Origin of the sequence: Krasilnikovia sp. MM14-A1004 (genome assembly GCF_047159485.1) — a bacterium.
Lineage (GTDB): Bacteria > Actinomycetota > Actinomycetes > Mycobacteriales > Micromonosporaceae > Actinoplanes.
In genome coordinates, this window is the sequence record NZ_AP038773.1 from 1,160,904 (window position 1) to 1,183,215 (window position 22,312).

General features: G+C 73.4%; 16 protein-coding genes. 12 read left to right on the forward strand and 4 right to left on the reverse strand.

Translation table 11 applies throughout. The features are described 5' to 3' along the window. Positions 1-244 precede the first annotated feature (244 nt). The 7 genes from ftsY to ACMCNN_RS05475 all read left to right on the forward strand — a co-directional run bounded on the left by ftsY (position 245) and on the right by ACMCNN_RS05475 (position 10,300). Complete coding sequence (gene ftsY / locus ACMCNN_RS05445; RefSeq protein ID WP_412745072.1) at positions 245-1,432, forward strand: signal recognition particle-docking protein FtsY; 1,188 nt, start codon at positions 245-247, stop codon at positions 1,430-1,432. Between the two features lie 50 nt (positions 1,433-1,482). Further along, positions 1,483-2,280, forward strand: a complete 798-nt coding sequence (locus ACMCNN_RS05450; RefSeq protein ID WP_412745073.1) for a phosphotransferase — start codon at positions 1,483-1,485, stop codon at positions 2,278-2,280. A gap of 224 nt (positions 2,281-2,504) precedes the next feature. Then, entirely contained in the window at positions 2,505-3,893 is a 1,389-nt protein-coding gene (locus tag ACMCNN_RS05455; RefSeq protein ID WP_412745074.1) for an ammonium transporter, read from the forward strand. A 36-nt stretch (positions 3,894-3,929) separates the two neighbouring features. Then, complete coding sequence (locus ACMCNN_RS05460) at positions 3,930-4,268, forward strand: P-II family nitrogen regulator (protein WP_165449693.1); 339 nt, start codon at positions 3,930-3,932, stop codon at positions 4,266-4,268. A 53-nt stretch (positions 4,269-4,321) separates the two neighbouring features. Further along, a complete protein-coding gene (locus ACMCNN_RS05465) occupies positions 4,322-6,574 on the forward strand; it encodes a [protein-PII] uridylyltransferase (RefSeq protein WP_412747064.1) in 2,253 nt (750 codons plus the stop codon). A 90-nt stretch (positions 6,575-6,664) separates the two neighbouring features. Beyond that, positions 6,665-9,190: a glycosyltransferase gene (locus tag ACMCNN_RS05470; RefSeq protein ID WP_412745075.1), complete on the forward strand. Its 2,526-nt coding sequence runs from the start codon at positions 6,665-6,667 to the stop codon at positions 9,188-9,190. Between the two features lie 84 nt (positions 9,191-9,274). Beyond that, a complete protein-coding gene (locus tag ACMCNN_RS05475; RefSeq protein WP_412745076.1) occupies positions 9,275-10,300 on the forward strand; it encodes a class I SAM-dependent methyltransferase in 1,026 nt (341 codons plus the stop codon). Positions 10,301-10,308: 8 nt separating this feature from the next. On the opposite strand, the gene wecB is transcribed toward ACMCNN_RS05475, so the two are convergent. Beyond that, complete coding sequence (wecB, locus tag ACMCNN_RS05480) at positions 10,309-11,385, reverse strand: non-hydrolyzing UDP-N-acetylglucosamine 2-epimerase (RefSeq protein ID WP_412745077.1); 1,077 nt, start codon at positions 11,383-11,385, stop codon at positions 10,309-10,311. 155 nt (positions 11,386-11,540) lie between these two features. Between wecB and ACMCNN_RS05485 the strand changes: the two genes are divergently transcribed. The 4 genes from ACMCNN_RS05485 to ACMCNN_RS05500 all read left to right on the forward strand — a co-directional run bounded on the left by ACMCNN_RS05485 (position 11,541) and on the right by ACMCNN_RS05500 (position 16,552). Beyond that, positions 11,541-13,433 carry a glycosyltransferase gene (locus tag ACMCNN_RS05485; protein WP_412745078.1) on the forward strand — a complete coding sequence of 631 codons (1,893 nt, stop codon included), beginning with the start codon at positions 11,541-11,543 and terminating at the stop codon, positions 13,431-13,433. A 95-nt stretch (positions 13,434-13,528) separates the two neighbouring features. Beyond that, a complete protein-coding gene (locus tag ACMCNN_RS05490; RefSeq protein WP_412745079.1) occupies positions 13,529-15,130 on the forward strand; it encodes a hypothetical protein in 1,602 nt (533 codons plus the stop codon). Then, the gene (locus ACMCNN_RS05495) at positions 15,127-16,119 is read left to right on the forward strand and encodes a glycosyltransferase family 2 protein (RefSeq protein WP_412745080.1); all 993 of its coding nucleotides are present in this window, start codon (positions 15,127-15,129) and stop codon (positions 16,117-16,119) included. Before ACMCNN_RS05490 ends, ACMCNN_RS05495 begins: the two co-directional genes overlap by 4 nt. Beyond that, positions 16,106-16,552 (forward strand): GtrA family protein, encoded by a 447-nt coding sequence (locus ACMCNN_RS05500; RefSeq protein WP_412745081.1) that lies wholly within the window; start codon positions 16,106-16,108, stop codon positions 16,550-16,552. Before ACMCNN_RS05495 ends, ACMCNN_RS05500 begins: the two co-directional genes overlap by 14 nt. Here the strand turns inward: ACMCNN_RS05500 and ACMCNN_RS05505 are convergent. The 3 genes from ACMCNN_RS05505 to ACMCNN_RS05515 are packed head-to-tail and all read right to left on the reverse strand — an operon-like array spanning position 16,504 to position 21,750. Further along, entirely contained in the window at positions 16,504-18,639 is a 2,136-nt protein-coding gene (locus tag ACMCNN_RS05505; protein WP_412745082.1) for an acyltransferase family protein, read from the reverse strand. The genes ACMCNN_RS05500 and ACMCNN_RS05505 overlap by 49 nt on opposite strands. Beyond that, entirely contained in the window at positions 18,636-19,898 is a 1,263-nt protein-coding gene (locus ACMCNN_RS05510) for a nucleotide sugar dehydrogenase (protein ID WP_412745083.1), read from the reverse strand. Before ACMCNN_RS05510 ends, ACMCNN_RS05505 begins: the two co-directional genes overlap by 4 nt. 34 nt (positions 19,899-19,932) lie before the next feature. Continuing rightward, a complete protein-coding gene (locus ACMCNN_RS05515) occupies positions 19,933-21,750 on the reverse strand; it encodes a stealth family protein (RefSeq protein ID WP_412745084.1) in 1,818 nt (605 codons plus the stop codon). 321 nt (positions 21,751-22,071) lie between these two features. Between ACMCNN_RS05515 and ACMCNN_RS05520 the strand changes: the two genes are divergently transcribed. Then, complete coding sequence (locus tag ACMCNN_RS05520; protein ID WP_412745085.1) at positions 22,072-22,311, forward strand: hypothetical protein; 240 nt, start codon at positions 22,072-22,074, stop codon at positions 22,309-22,311. Position 22,312: the final 1 nt, after the last annotated feature.

The following is a 22,312-nucleotide window of genomic DNA, read 5'->3' on the forward strand; positions in this document are numbered from 1 at the left end:
GGTGACCCGGATGGTGCGGCATGGTTCCTCCGTGCGGACGACAGGGATCCCCATCCTCCACATCCCGGTCGCCGCGCGCCACACCCGGTCGGGCGCCCGGCGGTGACCGGCGGTGCAGACCCGGTCACGACCGATGCCGACGGGGTGGCGCCGAGGACTCATCCCCGAATCCAGAAGTTCCTCCCCGCCCCGGACATGGCCGGGCGACACGGCACCCGGCGGGCGCATCTGTCAGGATTTCGGCATGGAATACGTGGTCGTCTCCGTCATTCTGCTGATCGCGCTGCTGGTCGGGGCCGCCGTGCTGGTGGTGCCCCGGATGCGCCGCCGTGAGCTGCCGCCGCCGCACGGCGGGGGGACCACCACCCTGGAGCGGCCCCCGGCGGCCCCGCCCGCCGAAGCGCCGGCGGCGCCGACCGCCGAGGTCACGGCACCGCCGGTCGCCGAGCCGGAAGCGGCTCCCGCGCCGGTCGAGGAGGCGCCGCACCTCATCGAGCAGCCGGAACCCACCGCGGGGCGGCTGGTCCGGCTGCGGGCCCGGCTGGCCCGCTCGCAGAGCGTGCTGGGCAAGGGTCTGCTGGCGGTGCTGTCCCGCGACCACCTCGACGAGGAGGCGTGGGAGGAGATCGAGGACAGCCTGATCACGGCGGACGTCGGGGTCGAGGCCACGCAGGTGATCGTGGAGCGGCTGCGCGAGCGGGTCCGGGTGCTGGGCACCCGGACCGTGGCGGAGGTACGCCAGCAGCTCGCCGAGGAGCTGGTGGCCGCGCTGGAGCCGGACATGGACCGGACCCTGAAGGCGGGACCGATCGAGGGCCGGCCCGCCGTGGTGCTGGTGGTCGGCGTGAACGGCGCGGGCAAGACCACCACCTGCGGCAAGATCGCACGGGTGCTGGTGGCCGACGGGCACACCGTGGTGCTCGGCGCGGCGGACACGTTCCGGGCCGCGGCCAGCGAGCAGCTCGCCACCTGGGGTGAGCGGGTGGGCGCGGAGACCGTGCGCGGGCCCGAGGGCGGCGACCCGGCCAGCGTGGCGTTCGACGCGGTCAAGCGGGGCATCGACACGGGCGTGCACACGGTGTTGATCGACACGGCCGGGCGGCTGCAGAACAAGGTCGGGCTCATGGACGAGCTGGGCAAGGTCAAGCGGGTCGTGGAGAAGCACGGCCCGGTCGACGAGGCGCTGCTGATCCTCGACGCCACCACCGGCCAGAACGGGCTGGAGCAGGCGCGGGTGTTCACCGAAGTGGTGGATGTTACGGGCGTCGTGCTGACGAAGCTGGACGGCACCGCGAAGGGCGGCATCGTCATCGCCGTACAGCGCAAGCTGGGCATTCCCGTGAAGCTGGTGGGCCTGGGGGAGGGCCCGGACGACCTGGCGCCGTTCGAGCCGAAGGCGTTCGTCGAGGCGTTGCTTGGCAGCGACGGTTAGGCTCGGGACCGCGCAGCCGCTGCGCGGACAACAGGTACGGGAGGTCGTGGGTGACGCAGGAACCCGTGCGCGAGATCCCGTTGCACGGGGGCAACGTCAGCACGGTCTCGCGCCTCGGCGACACGGTACGGCGCAACGCCGGCCCGTGGACGCCGTCGGTGCACGCCCTGCTCAACCACCTGCAGCGGGTCGGCTTCACCGGCTCGCCGCACGCGCTCGGGATGGACGAGAAGGGCCGCGAGGTGCTGTCGTACCTCGACGGCGAGTGCGGCGAGTACCCGCTGGCCCCGCACTGGGTGACAGAGGAGGCGCTGGTCACGGTCGCCACGATGCTGCGGATGTTCCACGACGCGCAGTACGGCTTCGTGCCACCGCAGAACGCCGTGTGGCGCTCGTTCGGGCCGCCGCCGCCGGACACCGAGGTGATCTGCCACCACGACGCCGCCCCGCACAATGTGGTCTGGCGGCCGGACGGCACCCTCGCGCTGATCGACTTCGACCTGGCCTCGCCCGGTGCCCGGATCTACGACGTGGCGTACGCGGCGTGGACGTGGGTGCCGCTGTTCAGTGACCGGGACTCGTACACGCTGGGCTGGAAGCGGCCGAACCGGCCGCGGCGGCTGCGGCTGTTCGCGGACGCGTACGGGCTGATCCCGCGGGACCGGCACCGCCTCGTGCGCACGATCCGCAAGCGGATCGTCGATCATGTCGAGGGGATCCGGCGGATGGCGGCGGCCGGGGATCCGGCGTTCGTCCGTATCGTGCACAAGGGCCACCTGCGCCGCCCCATGCGCGACCTGCGGCTGCTCGACTACGAGCGGCACACCCTGGAGTACGCGCTCCGCTGACCGGGTGCGGCGCCCGATGGGCGCATTGCGGCGGTTCAGCCGCGTCAGGCTGTCGCCTGTGAGAGTTTCTTCACACGTACGAAACAAGCCGTCACGCGCCAGAAATCGCGCGTAGACCGTGCGCGAAACAGCGGCCGGAGAGGCTTCCGCCACGAAAAACGGCCGACTGGCGACGCTGCTGAAGTGGGTCGTGTGCGAGGACACCTAATCCGAGAGGAGGCAGCGTGGAGATCAACACCGGCAATACCGCCTGGTTGCTCCTGTCGTCTGCGCTCGTTTTGCTCATGACCCCCGGCCTGGCGCTCTTCTACGGTGGCCTCAACCGGTCCAAGGGCGTTCTGAACATGATGATGATGAGCTTCTCCTGCATCGGGCTCGTCAGCATCCTCTGGACCATCTACGGCTTCACGCTGGCCTTCGGTACGAACGGCAACGCGGGCGTGAATAACGTCATCGGCAGCTTCACCCAGTACTTCGGTACCGGCACCGGGACGATCAGCGAGGAATGGCTGTTCCTCGGCGCCAAGACCGGCATCCCGACGTACGCGGTGATGGTCTTCCAGATGATGTTCGCAGTGATCACCGTCGCGCTGATCTCCGGCGCGGTCTCCGACCGGATGAAGTTCGGCGGCTGGGTGATCTTCGCTCTCGCCTGGTTCACCCTGGTCTACATCCCTGTCGCGCACTGGGTCTGGGGCGGCGGCTTCATCGGCGGCAAGCTCCACGCGCTGGACTTCGCGGGCGGCACCGCTGTGCACATCAACGCCGGCGCGGCCGCGCTGGCGCTCTGCCTGATCCTCGGCAAGCGGGTCGGCTGGCCGCGGGAGAACATGCGCCCGCACAACGTGCCGTTCGTCGCGCTCGGCGCGGGCCTGCTGTGGTTCGGCTGGTTCGGCTTCAACGCCGGCTCCGAGCTGACCGTCGACGGCACCACCGTCTTCGCGTTCATCAACACCCAGGTCGCCACGGCCGCCGCGCTGGTCGGCTGGCTCATCGTGGAGTGGCTGCGCGACGGCAAGCCGACCATGGTCGGTGCCTCCTCCGGCGCGGTCGCCGGTCTGGTCGCCATCACCCCGGCCTGCGGCTTCATCGCCCCGGTTCCGGCGATCATCCTCGGCCTGGTGGCCGGTGCGGTCTGCGCCCTGGCCGTCGGCCTGAAGTACCGGCTCGGCTTCGACGACTCGCTCGACGTGGTCGGCGTCCACTTCGTCGGCGGATGGATCGGCTCCCTCGCCATCGGCTTCTTCGCCACCACGCAGGTGAACGCGGCGATCAACAGCGACCCGGGCCTGGGCGCCAGCGAGGGCCTGTTCTACGGCGGCGGCCTCACCCAGCTGGGCCGCCAGTTCGCGGGCAGCCTGTCCGTCACGGTCTACTCGTTCGCCATCGCGGCGGTCATCGCGCTGGCCATCAAGGCCTTCAAGGGCCTGCGGATCAGCGCGGACGCCGAGCGCGGCGGCATCGACATCGCCGACCACGGCGAGACCGCGTACGAACTCACTCCGGCCACGGGCTCCGGCGGCGGTGGCGCGTTCGCCATGGCCGGGCTCGGCACGTCCAGCACGCCCGACGCTGACGGCAAGGCCGCGGTCAGCGAAAAGGTCGCCGGTTAGCTTTTCCTGATGACTGCACCGATGGAGGGACTGAGCATGAAGCTGGTGACCGCGGTCATCAAGCCGTACCAGCTCGACGGGGTCAAGGAGGCGCTGCACGCACTCGGCGTCGCGGGCCTGACCGTCAGCGAGGTACAGGGCTACGGACGGCAGAAGGGCCACACCGAGGTGTACCGGGGTGCCGAGTACACGGTGGAGTTCCTGCCGAAGATCAAGGTTGAGGTGCTGACCGACGAGATCGACGTCGAGAAGGTCGTCGACGCGGTGGTCACGGCCGCCCGCACCGGGAAGATCGGCGACGGAAAGGTGTGGGTGACGGCCGTGGAGGACGTCGTCCGGGTCCGTACCGGCGAACGCGGCCTCGACGCGCTCTGATGTCACACGTGGTGGAGTCGCCGGTACCGCCGGCCCGGGCTGCCGGCGACTCACTGCACACCCTGCGCGAACACCTCGGTGCCGCCGCCCGCGCCGCGCGGGCGGCGGCGCTCGACACCTGGCTGGCCGACCTGTTCCCGGCTCACGTGCCAGGGGTCAGCCTGCTGGCGGTCGGCGGGCTCGGCCGCCGCGAATGCGCCCCCTACAGCGACCTCGACCTGGTGCTGCTGCACCGGGGCACCGCCGGGATCGACCGGATCGCGTCGGCGCTGTGGTATCCGATCTGGGACGCCCGGCTCGGGCTCGACCACTCCGTGCGTACCGTGCCGGAGGCGCTGTCCGTCGCGCACGACGACGTCAAGGTCGCGCTCGGCCTGCTCGACGCCCGGCACGTCGCGGGCGACGAGCAGCTCTCCGCGGAACTCGTCACCGCCGTGGCCGACCAGTGGCGGCGCACCGCCGTACGGCTGCTGCCGCAGCTCAAGGAGATCACCCTCGCCCGCTGGGCCACCCACGGCGAGCTGGCCTTCCTGCTCGAAGGCGACCTGAAGGAGGCCGCGGGCGGCCTGCGCGACGTCACCCTGCTGCGCGCCATCGGCCGCACCGGCGTCGCCGACACCATGCGGCCCGCCGTCCGCGCCGCCCACGTACGCCTGCTCGACACCCGTGACGCGCTGCACCTCGCGGTCGGGCGGCGCGTCGACCGGCTCGTCGCCCAGGAACGCGCCACCGTCGCCGACCTGCTCGACCTGCCGCTGCCCACACCGGACGCGGCCCACGGGCCCACCGAATCCGTCAGCCACGGCGACGCGCTGCTGCGCCGGGTCGCGGGCGATGCCCGTACCGTCGCGCACGCGCTCGACGACGCCTGGCGGGCCGCGGACCGGCTGCGCAACGGGCGCCGCCGCGGCCTGCCGGCCGGTGGGCCGGTACGCCGGCCGGTCGCCCGCGACGTCGTCGAGCAGGACGGCGAGCTGGTGCTGGCGCGTACCGCGATCGGGCCCGTGCCCGACCCCACGCTGTCGCTGCGGGTGGCCGCCGCGGCCGCCGCCCACCGGCTGCCCATCGCGCGGGCCACCTGCGAGTGGCTGGCCGCGTTCTGTCCGCCGCTGCCCACCCCATGGCCGCCCGCCGCCCGCGCCGCCCTGGTGTCGCTGCTCGGCTCCGGCCCCGGCCTGCTGCCCGCCTGGGAGACCTGCGACCGGTACGGCCTGATCGACGCGTGGCTGCCCGAGTGGGCCCGCATGCGCAGCCTGCCGCAGCACCACCCGGTGCACCGGTTCACCCTGGACCGGCACCTCGTCCAGGCCGCGTACGAGGCCAGCGCGTACACCCGCGAGGTGGACCGGCCCGACCTGCTGCTGCTCGGCGCGTTCCTGCACGACGTGGGCAAGGGCCTGCCGGGCGACCACAGTGAAGCGGGGGCGCCGGTCGCCGCGCACATCGCCGCCCGGATCGGGCTGCCGCCCGCCGACGTCGCCACGATCGAGAAGCTGGTCCGGCTGCACCTGCTGCTGCCCGACGCCGCGACCCGGCGCGACCTCGCCGACCCGGTCACCATCTCCACCGTCGCCGGGGCCGTCGGGGACGCCGCCACCCTGGACCTGCTGCACGCCCTGGCCCGCGCCGATTCGCACGCCACCGGGCCCGCCGCCTGGTCCGACTGGAAGGGGCGGCTGCTGGCGGACCTCGTGCGCCGCGTCCACACGGCAATGGACACCGGGGAGCTGCCCGATCCGCCCGCCGCCGACCCGGCGCTGCTGGCCGGCGATCTGCCCGCCGTACACCTCGACGGCGACCGGGTCGCGGTCGCCGCCGCCGACCGGCGCGGCCTGCTGGCCCAGGTCACCGCATGCCTGACCCTGCACCGCCTGGACGTGCTCTCCGCGGACGCGTCCGCGGTGGACGGCCGCGCCATCGTCGAGTTCTGGACCCAGCCCCGGTACGGCTCGCCCGCCGACCCGGTCGCCCTCGCCGCCGACCTGCGCCGGGTCGCCGCGGGCGACGTCTCGGTCACCCAGCGGGTCCGGGCCCGCGCCATGAACTCCCGCAGTGGCGCCGCACCCCGCGTGGTGTGGCAGGGCGGGGCCGCGACCGACGCGGTCATCCTCGAACTGCGCGCCGCCGACTCGCCCGGCCTGCTGTACCGGGTCGCCTCGGCGCTCGACGAGGTCGGTGCCGAGGTGCGCGCCGCCCGCATCTCCACCCTCGGCGGCGACGTCGTGGACGCGTTCTACCTCGTGGGGGCGGGGGCCGACCCGGCGCAGCGGGAACGGATCGGCGCCGCCGTCCTGGCCGCTGTCTGATCCGGCGCGTCACCTCGGCGCGGCGCCGCCGTTGGCACTTCGAGGGCGTCGGCGGCCGGCGCCGACGGATCGAAGAGGTGCGCGCGCAGCATGCCAGAACGTCAGCCGGCGTCGGCGACCCATCCCACGGCCCTGCTGGACGATCACATCGCGGTCATCGGGCCCGCCCTGCGTTCCGCGCTGCCCGTCACCGCCATCCGGAACCGGTCCCAGGACGCCCGGCTGCTGCTGGCCCGTGCGGCCCTCGGCGACGCCGGCACCCTGGCGGAGCTGCTGTCCGCGGCCCGCGCCGGTGACCAGGCCTGGCTGATCGGGCACGCCGGAGCCGTCGATCCCGGGGCGGTGGCCGCGCTCGCGCAACTGCTGGCGTTCCAGGACCTGCGGCCCGACGACCGCCGCGACGCCCTCGGCCTGCTCGACCTGGTGTACGCCGGGTACGGGCCGGGCGCCCTGTCGGCCGTGCACCAGGGGCTGCACGCCCAGCTGGTGCTGGCCGAGCAGGGACCCGACCGGGTGCCCGAGCTGCTGGCCGCGTACGCCGACATGAAGCGGGCCACCCGGGCCGGGATCCTGCTCGACCTGGCGAACCCGTTCGCCGTCGAGGGGCGCCCGCAGGAGCCGTGGCTCGACGCGTTCCGGGCGCTGTTGCCCGAGCCCGCGCCGGTGCTGCTCGACCCGGAGGCGCCCACCCCGTTCGACCGGCTCGGCACGGCCGAGGCCGAACCGGTGCCGGCGCCGCACCAGATCTCCGTGGTCGTGCCCGCGTACAAGCCGGACCGCAGCCTGCACACGGCGGTCCGGTCGATCCTGGCGCAGACGTGGCAGAACCTGGAGGTGGTGCTGGTCGACGACGGCTCCCCGCCGGAGTACGACGCGGAGCTGGCCGCCGTGGCCGCCCTCGACCCACGGGTACGGCTGGTCAAGCTGGCGGTCAACGCGGGCACGTACGCGGCCCGCAACGCGGGACTCGCGGCCTGCGCCGGCGAGTTCGTCGCGTTCCAGGACGCCGACGACTGGTCCCATCCGCGGCGCCTGGAGTTGCAGGTGCAGCCGTTGCTGGCGACGCCGCGGCTGGTCGCCACCACCTCGGACGGGTTGTCGGTCACCGACCAGTTGCTGATCAACCGGCCGGGGGTGCGCAGCGGCCGGTTCAACCCGTCGTCGTTGCTGTTCCGGCGCGACGAGGTGATGCGGCGCATCGGCTACTTCGACGAGGTGCGCAAGGCCGGTGATTCCGAGTACATCGGACGGATCGGCGCGACGTTCGGCGCCGATGCCGTTCGCCACCTGGAGATGGAGCCGCTGGCGCTGATCCGGTTGTCGGAGCACTCGCTGTCGCGGGCCGAGATCCGGGCGTACTGGATGCATCCGGCGCGGGTGGCGTACAGCTCGGCGTACCTGCGGTGGCATGAACGGATCGCGGCCGGGGAGGTGGATCCGTACCGGCCGCGCGACGCGGTGGAGCGGCCGTTCCGGGCCCCGGAACATCTGACCCGCCGCCCCGGCGACACCGCCTCGCCCCGCCGCTACGACGTGATCGTGGTGGCCGACTGGCGGTTCTGGCAGAGCCCGCAACGGGCCGCGATCGCCGAGCTGCGTGCGCTGGTCGAGGCGGGCCGCCGGGTCGCGGTCGCCCACCTGGAGACCTACCGGTACGTCCGGCAGCGGCGGCTCTCGCCGATCGGCGAACTCCAGCAGCTCGTGAACGACGGGTCGATCGACCACGTCGAGATCGGGCAGCGTACGGACGCGGACCTGGTGCTGGTCCGGCACGCGGCGGTCCTGCAGTTCGCCGGTGGGCGCCCCGGTCGGATCACGGCGCAGCGGGTGATCGTGGTGGCCGACCGGGCGCCCGCGAAGGCCGACGGCACGGATCACCGGTACACGACGGCCGCCTGCGCCGTGGCGGCGCGGGAGCTGTTCGGCGCCGATCCGGTGTGGTGGCCGCAGGATCCGGCGATCCGGCGCGCGCTGCGGGACGCGGAGCCGGCCCTGGCGGTATTGCCGGACGACGTGCCGTTCGTGGTCGCGCCGGGTGACGGCGCGGGCCCACGCGCCGGGCTCGCCGGTCGCCGGCCGACGGTCGGCGTCGACCTGTGCGACCAGGGCGGTCTGCCGGGGGACCGGGCCGACGTTCTGGCCGCGCTGCGGCGGCTCGGCGGCGACGCCGACATCCGGGTACGCATGCCCGACCGGTTGCGCCCGGCCGGGGAGATGCCGCCGTCCTGGCTGTGCTTCGAGGCGACAGACCTGGAGCCGGGACCCTTCCTGCACCAGCTCGACTGCTACCTGCACTATCCACACCCGAACGAGGTGGGCCGCTGGTCGCAGCCCGTCCTGGAGGCCGCCGCGGCGGGCTGCGTGGTGCTGCTGCCCGAGCGGCTGGCCCCGCAGTACGGCGACGTCGCCGTGTACGCCGAGCCGGACGCCGTGCCGGCCGTCCTGGCCCGGTACACCGCCGACCCCGGTTGCTTCGCCGCCCGCAGCCGGCAGGCGTACGAGCTGGCCGCCGCGGCCTACCACCCGGGGCGTTTCGCGGCCCGGATCGGCGACCTGCTGGGCCGCCCCGGCGCCACGTTGCCGGTGCCGCGCGGCGCGCTGACCCCGGCCCGCTGACCCGGCCCGGTGGGAGACCGCGTAACGCCGCGCTGACGGCGGGCGTTACCGAAACGTCAGTTCAACCAGCACCGGAGGAGACGGATGAGCACGCTGCTGCGGTTCGCCCGCGGCCAGATCGCGCGGCTGCACAGCCTCACGTCGCGGCAGGGGATGGCCCTGACCGCGATCGTCGTGCTGTGCCTGGGCGTTGCGGGAGCGTCGGCGGCCGGGCAGGGCGCGGTCGCGATGACGCTGCTGGCCGGTCTCCTCGGTGCGGCCCTCGTCGGCCTCATGCAGGTGTCCCGGCGCCTCGGCGGCCTGATCCGCGCCCACCGGGCCTCGCTGCGGGACCTGCGGGTGCTGCTGGAGGAGACGCAACGCCGGATGGTGGCCACCGGTGAGACCGAACGCGTCGCCGCGGCCACCCGGCACCGGGATCTGACGGCGCGGCTGGCCCGCGACGACCGCGACGCCCAGGAGGTCACCCGGCTGCTGCTGCGCGAGCAGAGCAGCGAGGCGGAGGCGGCGCTGCAGGTCTACCGGCTGGTGACGCCGCGCGCCCCGATGCCGTTCTCGGCCGACGCCGGGTGCGGCGCCGCCGACCTGCTCGGCCTGCTGCATCTGGTGCGCGCCCGGCAGCCCGCCGTGGTGGTCACCCTCGGCGCGGGCTCGGCCGCGGTGTGGCTCGCGTACGCGGTGGAGGCCGCCGGTGGCCGCCTCGTCGCGGTGGAGCACGACAGGGACACCGCCGAGCGGATCCGGGCGCTGGCCGCCGCGCACGGACTGGCCCAGGTCGCCGAGGTCGTCCACGCGCCGCTGTCGGACGCCCGGCCGGGCAGCGACACCGCGGGCTGGTACGAGTGGACCGCCCTGACGGAACTGCGCGACGTCGACCTGCTCGTGGTGGACGGTCCGGCGGGCATGGCCACGGCCCGGCGCGTCGGTGCCGCCCTGCGGGTGTTCGGCCCGCGGCTGACCGGTGACGCGGTGGTCGTGGTCGACGACGGGCCGGGTGCCCGCGCGGCGAGCGCTGCGCTGGGGGCCTCGCTGCCGGAGTTCCCGGTGGTCGGCCGGTTCACCGCGCTCGCGTACGTGCCGCCCCCGGCCGTGTCGGTCGTACCGTCCTGACGGGCGGCTCAGAGTTCGCGCACGAGGACGTCGGCGATCCGTTGCCCGGCGTGGCCGTCCCACAGCGGCGGGGTCGGCCACGTCTGCGGCCGTCCGGCGCGCAGCCGCTGCTCGACCTCGGCGGCCAGCGTGGCGCGGGTGACGAGGCAGTTGGTGCCGTGCGTGATGGTGACGGGCCGTTCGGTGTTGGGGCGGATGGTGAGGCAGGGTACGCCGAGGACGGTGGTCTCCTCCTGCACCCCGCCCGAGTCGGTGACGACGGCTTCGGCGCCCCGCACCAGGCCCAGGAACTCGACGTACCCGAGGGGTTCGAGGACCCGGATCCGGGGGTGGTCGAACAGGCCCACGGACCGCAGCCGTTCGCGTCCCCGCGGGTGCAGCGGCAGGACGACGTCGGCCTGGTCGGCGACGGCGTGCACGGCGTGGACGAGTTCGGCGGCGTCGGCGGGGCGGTCCACGTTGGCGGGCCGGTGCAGGGTGGCCACCACGTACGGGCCGTCGAGGCCGTGTTCGGCGCGGGCCTTCGCCGCGTCGAAACGGTCCAGGTTGGCCAGCAGCGTGTCGATCATCGGGTTGCCGACCAGGTGGATGCGGTCCGCCGCGATCCCCTCGTTGCCCAGGTGAGCGACAGCGTCGGGGCTGGTGGCGAAGAGGGTGTCCGCGATGCGGTCGGTGACCACGCGGTTGATCTCCTCGGGCATGGTGCGGTCGAAGCTGCGCAGGCCCGCCTCCACGTGTGCGACGCGGATCCCGAGTTTCGCGGCGGCCAGGGCGGCGGCGACGGTCGAGTTGACGTCGCCGTAGACGACCAGCAGTGCGGGGCGCCGCTGCAGCAGCAGCTCCTCCACGGCGGTCAGTACGGCCGCGGTCTGTGTGGCGTGGCTGCCCGAGCCGACGCCGAGGTTGACGTCCGGGTGCGGCAGGTCGAGCTGGCGCAGGAACACGTCGAACATCTGCTGCCCGTAGTGCTGTCCGGTGTGTACGAGCTGCTGTTCGACCCCCCGCTCGGCGAGGGCCCGGTGCACGGGCGCCGCCTTGGGGAAGTTGGGCCGCGCGCCGGTGACGTGCAGTACGGGGCCGGGCATGAACAACCTCCGTCGGTGCGTCGGGGGAACGTGCTGTACAACGCCGGGCATACTGCAGAGATTCGGGACAAAGCGCTACATCCCGCACTGTCGTCTCGTTCATCGAGGGGCGGCGCGTCAGCGTCGCACCGATTCCGCACGCACTAGGAGTCCCCATGCCCGCCCGCCGCGTCAAAGACCTGGTCCGCCGCGTGCCGCGGCGGGTCCGCTACGGGGCGCTCGGCTGCGTACTGGTCGCCGGTCTGATTGTCGCCGCCGCGACCCGCTCCTGGCCCGTACTGATCGTGGAGTCGTTCGTGGTGGCCGCGATCCTGGGCAGCGCGCTGTGGGAGCAACGTGAGCTGCGCATGGCGCTGGGCCGCCAGGCCAAGCGGCTGCGCGCCACCACCGAACGGGTCCGTGACGCCGACCGGGTGCAGGCCCACCTCGCCCTGGAGCTGTACGACCAGACCCGCGCCGCCGGACGGGAGTTCCCCGCCGCCCTCGGGCCCCTGGTGCTGGACGCGCTGGCCGAACGCGGCGACGTGCTGCCCGCCTTCGAGCTGGCCGGGCGCAGCGCGGCCGAGGCCATCTCGCTGCCGACCTACCGCCGGCTCCGGCGGGACCTGCACCGCAGCGGCTACCTTGCGCACGCCGAGGAGATGGCCCAGCTCTGCGTCAAGTGGGACAAGCCCAACGACCGGCGCGCCCTGGCCAACCTGCGGGGCGAACACGCGGTCCTCTCCGGCACGTACGTGCCGTCGGTGGCCGTGCGGGAACCGGGGGCGCTCGTGCCCAACCGGGTCCTGCACCTGGTCGGTAAGTCCCTGCCCGAGGCGCAGGCGGGCTACACGTTGCGCACCCACTTCATCGCCACCGCGCAGCAGGCCGCCGGCCTGGACCCGCACGTCGCCACGGAACTCGGCTTCGGCGGGGGCACCGACGCGGTGATCGACGGCATCACCTACCACCGCATCACGGGCCCGGCGGCGGGCACAGTGCCGCTGGACCAGTGGTTGCGTGAGCACGTCGAACGGACCGCCGAACTGGTCCGCGAGCTGCGTCCGGCCGTGCTGCACGCCGCCTCGAACTACCTCAACGCGCTGACCGCCCTGGCCATCGGCCGGGCGTACGGGATCCCCGTCGTCTACGAGACGCGCGGCTTCTGGGAGGAGAACTGGCTCTCCCGCCAGATCCAGCGCGCCGGATGGGACTACCCAGAGGTGATGGCGAAGTACGGCGAGCCCGACATCTACCGGATGCGCCGGGACCTGGAGGACCGGTGCCGCCGGGAGGCCGACCGGGTCGTCACGCTCGCCGAGGTCATGGCCGAACGGATCGTCCTGGGCGGGGTACCCCGCGAGCGGATCCACGTGGTGCCCAACGCGGTGGACACCGACCGGTTCCCCGTGTTGTCCCGGGACGCCGAACTGGCCGAGCAGCTGGGCATCCCGGCGGACACCACGGTCGTCGGCTACATCTCCTCGCTGACCGAGTACGAGGACGTGGGCACGCTCATCCGCGCGTACGCGCAGCTCGACGGCGACCTCGCCCTGCTGATCGTCGGCGACGGCGTGGAACGGGAGAACCTGCAGCAGCTCGCCGCGGATCTCGGCGTGTCCGGTGTGCACTTCACCGGGCAGGTCCCGCACGAGCAGGTGCTGCGCTACTACAGCCTGATCGACATCTTCGTGGTGTCGCGTCCACCCATCGAGGTCTGTCACCTGGTCACGCCGCTGAAGCCGTTCGAGGCGTTCGCGACGGGCCGCGCGGTGGTGCTCTCCGACGTGCGGGCGCTGGCCGGCATCGCGCGGGAGAGCGGCGCCGCGGAGCTGTTCAGCGCGGGTGATCCCGCCTCGCTCGTCCAGGTGCTGCGCCGCCTGCTGGCCGACCCGGACCGCCGCCGTGAGCTGGCCGAGGCCGGTGCCGCCTGGGTACGCAGGGAGCGCACGTGGGCGGCCAACGCCCACCTCTACGCCCGCCTGTACGAGGAGCTGACCAGGGGGGTACCCGGACAGCGCCGCCCCGACCGCAGCGACCCCGACCGCAGCGACGCGGTGGTCGGCTGACGGCAGCGCGCGACGCTGGCGGCCCAGCTCAACCAGAAGGCCCTGCGCAACGGAAACCGGCCGGTGTCGTTTTGCCCCGTGTGACCGTCGATGTGGTGAAGCCGCGGCCCGGTACCTCGTCGGGGCCCGCCGCGCCCGCCGCCGGCCCACCGGACGCCGTCCCGGTCGGCCCGCTGTGGCGGCGGGCGGTGCTGCGCGCCGCGCTGATCCCGCTGATCGTGCTGGCGCCCCTCACGACGCTGGCGCCGTCGGGGGACCACCGGTTCAACATCTACTGGCACGGCGGGCTGTACCGCACCGACCCGCTCGGCATCGTCACGGGCACCATCGACGTGCTGCCGACCTACCTGCGGCTGGGCAACTTCCGGCCGCTCGGCCGGATGGTCGAGGGGGTCATCGACCTCGGCGTCTACCTGCTCACCGACCTGCTGCACCTGCCCGCGAACATCGCGCTGCGGCTGGTCACCTGCGCGGCGGCCATGCTGTTGTCGGTGGTCGCGGTGGTGTTCGTGGAGTGTGTCGTGGCCCGGAGGAGGGTGTTCGCGGGCCCGCCGTCGCGGCTGGCCGCGGTGCTGCCGTTCGCGGTGGGCGGCTGCTGCGTCGCGGCGGGCGACACCACGGTGTTCATCCTCTTCGGTGCGCTGTACCTGACCACGGCGGCGCTGGTGCTGGGGCTGGCCGCGGCGTTCGCCCGGCTGGTCCGTACCGGGGAATTCCGGCTCGGGTGGCGACGGGCCGCGGCGGCCGCGCTGGCCGGTGCCGCGATCGCCTGCTTCAACGAGCTGGCCGCGCTCGCCGTGCCGCTGCTGACGGTGACCGTGCTGGCCCGCGCCCGCTGGGTGTCCGGGCTGGACCGGCGGCGCACCTGGACCGGCCCCGCGGCCCGCGCGGTCGCCGCCTGCTGGCTGGGCTTCCTGCCGATCTTCCTGACCGTGCGGGTGATCATCGCCGGTTACTGCCGGGCGGGTGACTGCTACAAGGGCTCCGATGTGGTGCTGGGTCCCGGCGCTCTCGCGGCGTTCCCGCTGCGGCTGGGCGCCTGGCTGCCGCCGCTGGGCTGGGCCCGCGCCGCCGACGGCGCGGGGGCCCGGTGGCCCGTGGGCGTGCTGCCGCTGCTGGCGCTCGCCGCGCTCGGCCTGCTGGTGTGGCATGCCGCCCGCGACCTGCCCCGGCTGGGCATCCCCGACCGGGGGCAGCTGCTCGGGGGCGCCGTCGTCGCGGTCACCCTGCTGGCCCTCGGGGCCGCGTTGGCCAGCCTCAACGCCGACGTGCAGCGTTTCGCCGGGCTGGGGCGCTGGGGGCAGGGATGGCGGGACAGCGGGGTCACCGCGGTCGCGGGCGGGTTGCTGCTGGCGCTCGGAGCGGTGGCGCTGACCGCCCGGCGGCGCCGCCCGTACCGGGCGCTGACGTGGGTGCTGGTGCTGCTGGCTGTGGTGGGCGCCGGGACCGTGGCCGCCAACCGGACGTACTCCGACCGGGTGGCACGCCGCCAGATGTCGCTGCTGGACAACCGGATCGCGCTGGAGATGGCCGGGTTCGACCGAACGGCCGCGGGTGACGAACGCCGGTGCGCGCTGCTGCACGACGCGTACACCCTCTTCGCCGACAACGAGCCCACCCGCACCCGGTACGCCGAGTCCCTCGACGTGGGCGCCCGCGACATCGCCGGGGTCCCGTTCTGCCGGAGCGCCGGATGAGCGACGCCGAGCCGCTGATCTCCGTGATCGCCCCCGTCTACAACGAGGGCGAGGGCGTGGACCGCTTCGTGCACCGCCTCACCGAGGTCCTGGCCGTCCCCGGACAACGGCACGAACTGATCCTCGTCGACGACGGCTCCCGCGACGACTCCTGGCACCGGGTGGTCCGCCAGGCCGAGCGCGATCCCCGCGTACGCGGCCTGCGCCTGTCCCGCAACTTCGGCAAGGAGGCGGCGATGCTGGCCGGGCTGGAAGCCGCCAGGGGCGACGCCGTGATCGTCATCGACGCCGACCTGCAGCACCCGCCCGCCGCGATCCCGGAGATGCTGCGCCGCTGGCGGGCCGGCGCGCACGTGGTCGAGGCGGTCAAGCGCAACCGGCCCGGCCAGTCCGTACCCAGCCGCCTGGCGGCCCGGCTGTTCAACGCGGGCTTCACCCGGCTGACCACCGTGGAACTGGTCAACGCCACCGACTTCCGCCTGCTCAGCCGTCCCGCACTGGAGGCGCTGCTGCGGCTGCCGGAGCATTCGTCGTTCTTCCGCGGCACCAGCAGCTGGATCGGCTACTCGCGCGACACCGTCGAGGTGGACATCGACCATCGGGAGGGCGGCGCCTCGCGGTGGACGTTCGGGGGGCTGTGCCGCCTCGCGGTCAACGGGCTCACCTCGTTCACCTCGGCGCCGCTGCACCTGGTCACGGTCGTGGGGGTGGGCTTCGCCGGGTTCGCGGCCGTACTCGGGGTGCAGACGCTGCTGCGCTGGCTGCGCGGCGGCTCGGTGGCCGGCTTCCCCACGGTCATCCTGCTGCTGCTGGTGATGGGCACGTTCATCCTGCTGGGCCTCGGCGTGATCGGCGAGTATCTGGCCCGGATCCACGAGGAGGTCCGCGGCCGCCCGCGCTACCTGATCCAGGACCGCGCCGACGCTCCCTCCGCGGTTCCCGAGCAGGCCGCGGTGCCCGGCCAGCGGGCGGACCGTGCGCCGCGCTGACCTCGGCCGCCTCCTCCGGTACGGATGCAGCGGCGCGGCCAGCGCCGCTACCCACTTCGGCACCGCGCTGGCCCTGGTCGAGGGGCTCGGCGCGCCCCCTGTCGCGGCGTCCACCGTGGGTTTCACGGCCAGCATCGCTGTCTCGTACGTGCTGCAGCGCAACTGGGTGTTCCGCGCGGCGACCCGGCACGTCGTCGGCGGCGCCCGCTTCCTGGTCGTCACGGCCGTCGCCCTGACCTGCAACACCGCGGTGGTCTGGGCCGGTACGGCGCTGCTGCACGCGCCGTACCGGATCGTGCAGGCCGTGGCGTTGATGCTGATCCCGCTGGTGAACTACACGATCAACTCGCGGTGGACGTTCCGCGAATCGCCGCGGGTACCGGCTCAGGGCACGAGTTCGGCGGAGAGCAGCGGCGCCAGCAGCTTGCTGTAGACCGTGGTGATGTGGTGGCGGTCCTTGTAGACCAGGACGTTGCCGATGATCACCGGGCAGTCGGTGGCCGTGCAGAACCAGGGCAGCGGGTCGATGATCGATATCCCCTGGCTGCGGGCGGCGGTCATGACCCGCGCCCGCAGTTCCGGGTTGCGGACCGCCACGTCGCGCGGGTGGGCGCAGGCCGCCGGGTCGGTCATGTGCTGCGACAGGCAGTCCGGCACCAGCTGGTGCCACGGGGTGTCGTTGACGAAGTACACCTTCCGCCCCGGCGCCGACACCTGCGTGAAGGTGTACTGCCAGGCCCGGATCCAGGCGGTGTCGGGGTCGCCCGTGACGCCGAGCAGCCCGCCGCCGGGCGACACGGACGCCAGCACCACCATCGCCGGGTGCAGGTCGCGGATCTTCTGGTACGCCAGCCGCCGCCACCGGACGCACTCGGTGAACGGCCGCTTGAGCGAGTCCTGGTAGATGAACACGTTCGCGGCCGAGCAGGCGCTCTTGACCAGCGGCACGAGCCTCCAGTGCCGCTGGCGGGCGATCGCCTCCATGGCGGGGAACCAGTGCCCGGCGTGCGAGTCGCCGAACAGCACGACGGTGGTGGGCGAGGTCAGGTCCCCGTACGCGCAGTCCTTGATCACCCAGTCGGTGAAGGCGGGGGAGCACATGTCCTTGTAGAGCTGCGGCTTGTCCAGGGCGGCCTGCGACAGCTTCGGGGTGAGGTCCACGGGCACGCCGGGCAGGTGGACGCTGTCGGCGATGCGTTGCTGCAGCGTCGTCACGTTCGACTGCGGGGCCAGCGGCTGCGCGTGGTAGCCGGAGGTGGCCGTGCCCGCTTCGGCGGTCAGCGTGACGCACAGCGCCACCGACGCGGCGGACATCACCAGGCCCGCGCACAGGCCGCGCCACGCGCGGCGGCGCAGCATGGGCAGGCGCCGGACCGGGTTCTCCACGAGGGCGTACGTCAGGGCGGCCAGGACGAGCGCGGCCACTGCCGCGAGGATGTTCTGCCACCAGGCCGGGGGATGACCCCACAGGTACGGGGAGACCGCCAGCAGCGGCCAGTGCCACAGGTACCACGAGTACGACAGCCGCCCGAGCGCCTGCAGGGCCGGGTGACCCAGCGGCGGGGCGGGCCAGGCGCATCCGCCCGCGATGACCGCGGCGGCACCGAGGACGGGCAGCAGGGCCGCGTACCCGGGGAACGGGGTGGCCTCGGTGTAGACGACAGCGGCGGCCGCGATCGCGATCAGCCCCGCGCCGGCCAGGGCGAGGGCCGTGCGGCGGCCGAGCCGGGCGGCCCGGCCCGTGCCGAGGGCCAGCAGCGCGCCGACGCCGAGTTCCCACGCCCGGGTGTGCGTCCCGAAGTACGCCCAGCCCGCGTTGTGCCGGGTCTGCCAGACGCTGACCAGGAACGACACGGCCGTCAATCCGCCGAGGAGCAGGGCGATCCGAGACTTGACAATCCTGGACAAATCGCCCCGCGCCCGAACGACCAGCAGGAGCAGCAGCGGCCACACCAGGTAGAACTGCTCCTCCACGGCCAGCGACCAGAAGTGCTGCAACGGCGACGGGTCCGTCTCCGCGCTCAGGTAGTCCGTGCCGATCACGGCCAGGCGCCAGTTCATCGCATAGCCGGTGGTGTGCAGCGCGTCCGCGAGGATGTCCGGCAGCCGCAGCGGCGGCAGCCACCACACAGACATCGCGACCGTCGCCACCACGACCACCGTCGCGGCGGGCAACAGCCGCAGCGCCCGGCGCGCGTAGAAGCCCGGTACGGAGATCCGGCCCGTGTCGCGCGCCTCGCGCAGCAGCAGCCCGGTGATCAGGAACCCGGAGATCACGAAGAAGACGTCCACCCCGACGTAGCCGCCCCCGACCAGCGGCAGGCCACAGTGGTACGCCACCACGAGCAGCACCGCGACCGCGCGCAGCCCCTGGATGTCGCGGCGGTGCCGGGACGGGCGGGCCGCGCGGGCCGCGGGCCGCTCGACGCTGAGCGGCCCGCGACGGCGCGGGGCGGGAGCCGGCGCGGTACGGACCGGTGCACTGCTCGACCCGGAGGTGCCGGTCCCGAGCGCGGTCACAGGCGGTGCGCCTCCGCGCTCGTGGTGACCCCGCGGGTGTCGAAGAAGCGCTTCGCGATGCCCGCGAGGTGGTCCGCGTCGTACCCGCGGTGGTGCTGCACGAGGATGGTCAGGTCGGCGGCCGCGGCCGCACCCTCCAGGTCCTCTGTACGCGGCACCACCACGTCACCCACCCGCCACGACGGCACGAACGGGTCGTGGTACGCCAGCGTCGCGCCCAGCGACATGAGGTGCCGGGCCAGCGGCGTGGCCGGCGACTCCCGCCGGTCCGCGATGTTCGCCTTGTACGTGACCCCCAGCAGCAGCACCGTGGCGCCGTGCACCGCCTGCCCGTCCGCGTTGAGCAGGTTCTGCGCGCGCCGCGCCACGTACGCGGGCATGGTCGCGTTGATCTCCTGCGCCAGCTCCACGAACCGGAACGGGTAACCCAGCTTGCTGCGCACGTTGTGGCTCAGGTAGTTCGGGTCGATCGGGATGCAGTGCCCGCCGACCCCCGGACCGGGGTAGAACGCCTGGAAGCCGAACGGCTTGGTCGACGCGGCGTGGATGACGTCCCACAGGTCGATGTCCAGCTCGTGGCAGAACCGGGCCATCTCGTTGACCAGCGCGATGTTCACATGCCGGTACGTGTTCTCCAGCAGCTTCGCGGTCTCCGCCTCCCGGGTGCCCCGGGTGCGCACCACCGTCTCCACCAGCCGCCCGTAGAACGCGGCCACGGCGTCCGTGCAGGCCGGCGTGTGCCCGCCGACGACCTTGGGGGTGTTGTGCGCGCCGTACGTCGGGTTGCCCGGGTCGATGCGCTCGGGCGAGAAGGCGAGGTGGAAGTCCAGCCCGGCGGTGAGCCCGGAGAGCCGTTCCAGTAGCGGCCGGACCACGTCGTCCGTGGTGCCCGGATACGTGGTGGATTCCAGCACCACCAGCATGCCGGGCTTGAGGTTGCGGCCCACCGCCCCGGTCGCCCCGGTCACCGCGGACAGGTCAGGGCCGTCCCCCTCGGACAGCGGCGTGGGCACGCAGATGACCGCGGTGGACGCGGTCGCGATCAGAGACTCGTCCGTGGTCGGCTGGAAGCCGTCCGCGATCATCTGCGCCACGTCGGCGTCGCTGAGGTCGTCGACGTGCGAACGCCCGGCGGCCAGCCCGGACACCACGCGCTCGGAAACGTCGAAGCCGAGCACCCGCATACCGACCCGGGTGGCCTGATGCGCCAGCGGAAGGCCGACGTAGCCCAGGCCGAGGATCACGACGTCGTAGCTCACGATTCACTCCTCACGGGAAAGACGGCAGGGGCCCTCACGGGGAGGACGGCAGGGGCAGGTCGTCGGCCGGGCGGGGGTCGCCGGTACCGGCCACCGCGCGGGTGGCCTGCCGCGCCACCACGGGCGGGGCCGGGCGCAGCCGGCTCAGCGCGACAGTCGCGGGCCGCGGCTCGGCCAGCTCCCACGGCGAGACGAACGGCAGGTACGCGGGCAGGAAGTCGGCGACCAGCCCGGCCTGCTCCGCCGCGACGTCGGCGTCGGACTCGGTGTCGTTGAGGCAGAACGCGTCGAGGTGACGGTGCCGCAGCAGCGACGCCAGCTTGAACGGCGTGGCCGGGTCGGCCAGGTCCGCGTACCGGTAGCGGATCTGCCCCGGCACCGCCCGCCCGGTCAGGTACGCGTAGTACTGCTGCAGCGAGGAGAGCAGTGCGATGTCGTCGGGGTGCCGGAACTGGTGTTCGGCGGTCGCCACCACGTCCCCGGCGAACCGCTGCTCGATCTCGGCGATCACGCTGCGCCGCGACGGGTGCGGGGTGTGCAGCATCTTGCGGGTCAGCACCCGCCCGAACGCCTCCCGGATGAGCCGCCGGTTGTTCTTGCCGGCCGAGTTGACAGGCGCGTCGTCGGGGCTCGCCGGGGCGGAGTCGACCCGCGCGCTCGACGGGAAGAACCGGGTCAGCCCGCCCGGAGTGAAGAACAGGTCGGGGGTGACCGGGTGGCCCAGGAACACGTCGTCGTTGAGGTACAGGAAGTGCTCAGACAGGCCCGGAATGCGGTGCAGCCGCGACTCGATGGCCTGCGAGTTGAAGGTCGGCAGCCGCCCCGTGTCGCCGAAGATCTCCCGGTGGTCGACCACGGTGATCGCCGGGTGCTCCGTGTCCAGCCAGGCGGGCACCTGGTCGTCCGTGACGATGAAGATGTGCCGTACCCAGGGCGCGAAGCAGTGCAGGGCGCGCAGTGAGTAGCGCAGCTCGTCGCGGCAGGCGTACCGGGAGTCGTTGGCGGTCTGCTCGCTGACGCCGGTCACCCAGGTGTTGTCGCGCAGCGCCTCGGCCTTGCGGGCGCGCCAGGCGGGGTCACCGCCGTCGACCCAGGTGTAGACCACGTCGACCGGGAAGTTGATCCGGTCGGGGTCGGCGAGCGTGAACACCTCGCGGGTGCGGTAGCGGGTGTGGTCGGACGCGGCGCTGAACGGGCCGAAGGCGGATTCGGGCGCGGAGGTCACCGGCTCGTCGGCCCTGATCACGTCGGCGATCGGGTTGCCGCGGGGCCCGGTCAGGTGCCCGTCGCCCTCGCGCCAGAACTCGATCTCGCAGCCGAGGTCCGTACCGAGCAGCAGGCTGCCGGTCGGGTCGGTGACCGGCCAGCAGACCCGCAGCACGTCGGCCCGGCGCCCGGCGCCGCGTCGCGCGGGCGCGACGACCTCCAGCAGGCCGTCGCCGGTCGCGGTGAGTTCCTCCAGCAGGGCCACGACCCGGTCCCGGTCGGCCGCGGGTACGGCCACCGCGGTGCGCCGCACGTCGGGGGTCGGTACCCGGAACCAGTCGACGTCCGCGCCGGTCAGGGCGGTGGTGACCCGAGCGAGGTTGTCCCGTCGGACCGAGGCCGGGCTGGCCGTGCGCTCGCGCCGGGCGGTGATCCAGCCCTGGCCGGTGCGTACCCGCATGGTCGGGGTGTCCGGGGTGACCCGCATGGTGGGCAGCCGCGGCGGCGGCGACAGCGGCACGATCCGCCGCGCCACGTGCAGCCGCCGGTGGGGAGCGACCCGGGGCAGCAGCCGATCCTGCACCGAGGTGAAGATGCGCTTCCGGACCCGCCAGGGGGCCAGGCGCAGGATGCGCCGCAGGGGCACGGCTGATTCCTTCCGCCGGGTGTCCGTCGTACCGATGAGCGAGCGCGTCGCCCGCACGGTTCCTGACCCTCAACGGCGGGATTCCGCGGAAGGTTGCGGTCGATATCGGCCAATCGGACATCTGTGCCAAGTCGCCACAGGTGGGGCCCAAGCTACGGTTGTGTCGCCCGTTATAACCGGTATATTCGATTTGCCCGTGGGGCGTGGGTGAATGCGGCGGCGCAACCCCTACGGGTGCGCTCCGGGGATCCCGCCGATGCGCGGCTTGCGCGGCAGGCGCATGGTGGAGGTCGGCCGGTCGGCGGCCGAGGGGAGGCGGAGATGGGCAAGGCAATCGCGTACCTGGTGGCCATGATCGCCGGTGTGATCGTGGTGGGCTGGATCGCCGTGAACCTGCTGCACGTGCTGGTCGGGGCGCTCGCGTACCTGATCGTCGGCGCCGTGGTGGTCGGCGGCGGCGTCTACCTGTACGGCAGGGCCAAGCGCTCGCTGGCCCCCGGCACCCGGACCCAGCGCCGCATCGAGGCCGCGACGCGGACGTACCGGATGCGCCAGCGGTGAG

Coding starts and splice junctions, on each gene's coding strand:
- ftsY (WP_412745072.1), top strand. CDS start 245: ATGGAATACGTGGTCGTCTCCGTCATTCTGCTGATCGCGCTGCTGGTC.
- ACMCNN_RS05460 (WP_165449693.1), top strand. CDS start 3,930: ATGAAGCTGGTGACCGCGGTCATCAAGCCGTACCAGCTCGACGGGGTC.
- ACMCNN_RS05470 (WP_412745075.1), top strand. CDS start 6,665: ATGCCAGAACGTCAGCCGGCGTCGGCGACCCATCCCACGGCCCTGCTG.
- ACMCNN_RS05475 (WP_412745076.1), top strand. CDS start 9,275: ATGAGCACGCTGCTGCGGTTCGCCCGCGGCCAGATCGCGCGGCTGCAC.
- wecB (WP_412745077.1), bottom strand. CDS start 11,385: ATGCCCGGCCCCGTACTGCACGTCACCGGCGCGCGGCCCAACTTCCCC.
- ACMCNN_RS05485 (WP_412745078.1), top strand. CDS start 11,541: ATGCCCGCCCGCCGCGTCAAAGACCTGGTCCGCCGCGTGCCGCGGCGG.
- ACMCNN_RS05495 (WP_412745080.1), top strand. CDS start 15,127: ATGAGCGACGCCGAGCCGCTGATCTCCGTGATCGCCCCCGTCTACAAC.
- ACMCNN_RS05520 (WP_412745085.1), top strand. CDS start 22,072: ATGGGCAAGGCAATCGCGTACCTGGTGGCCATGATCGCCGGTGTGATC.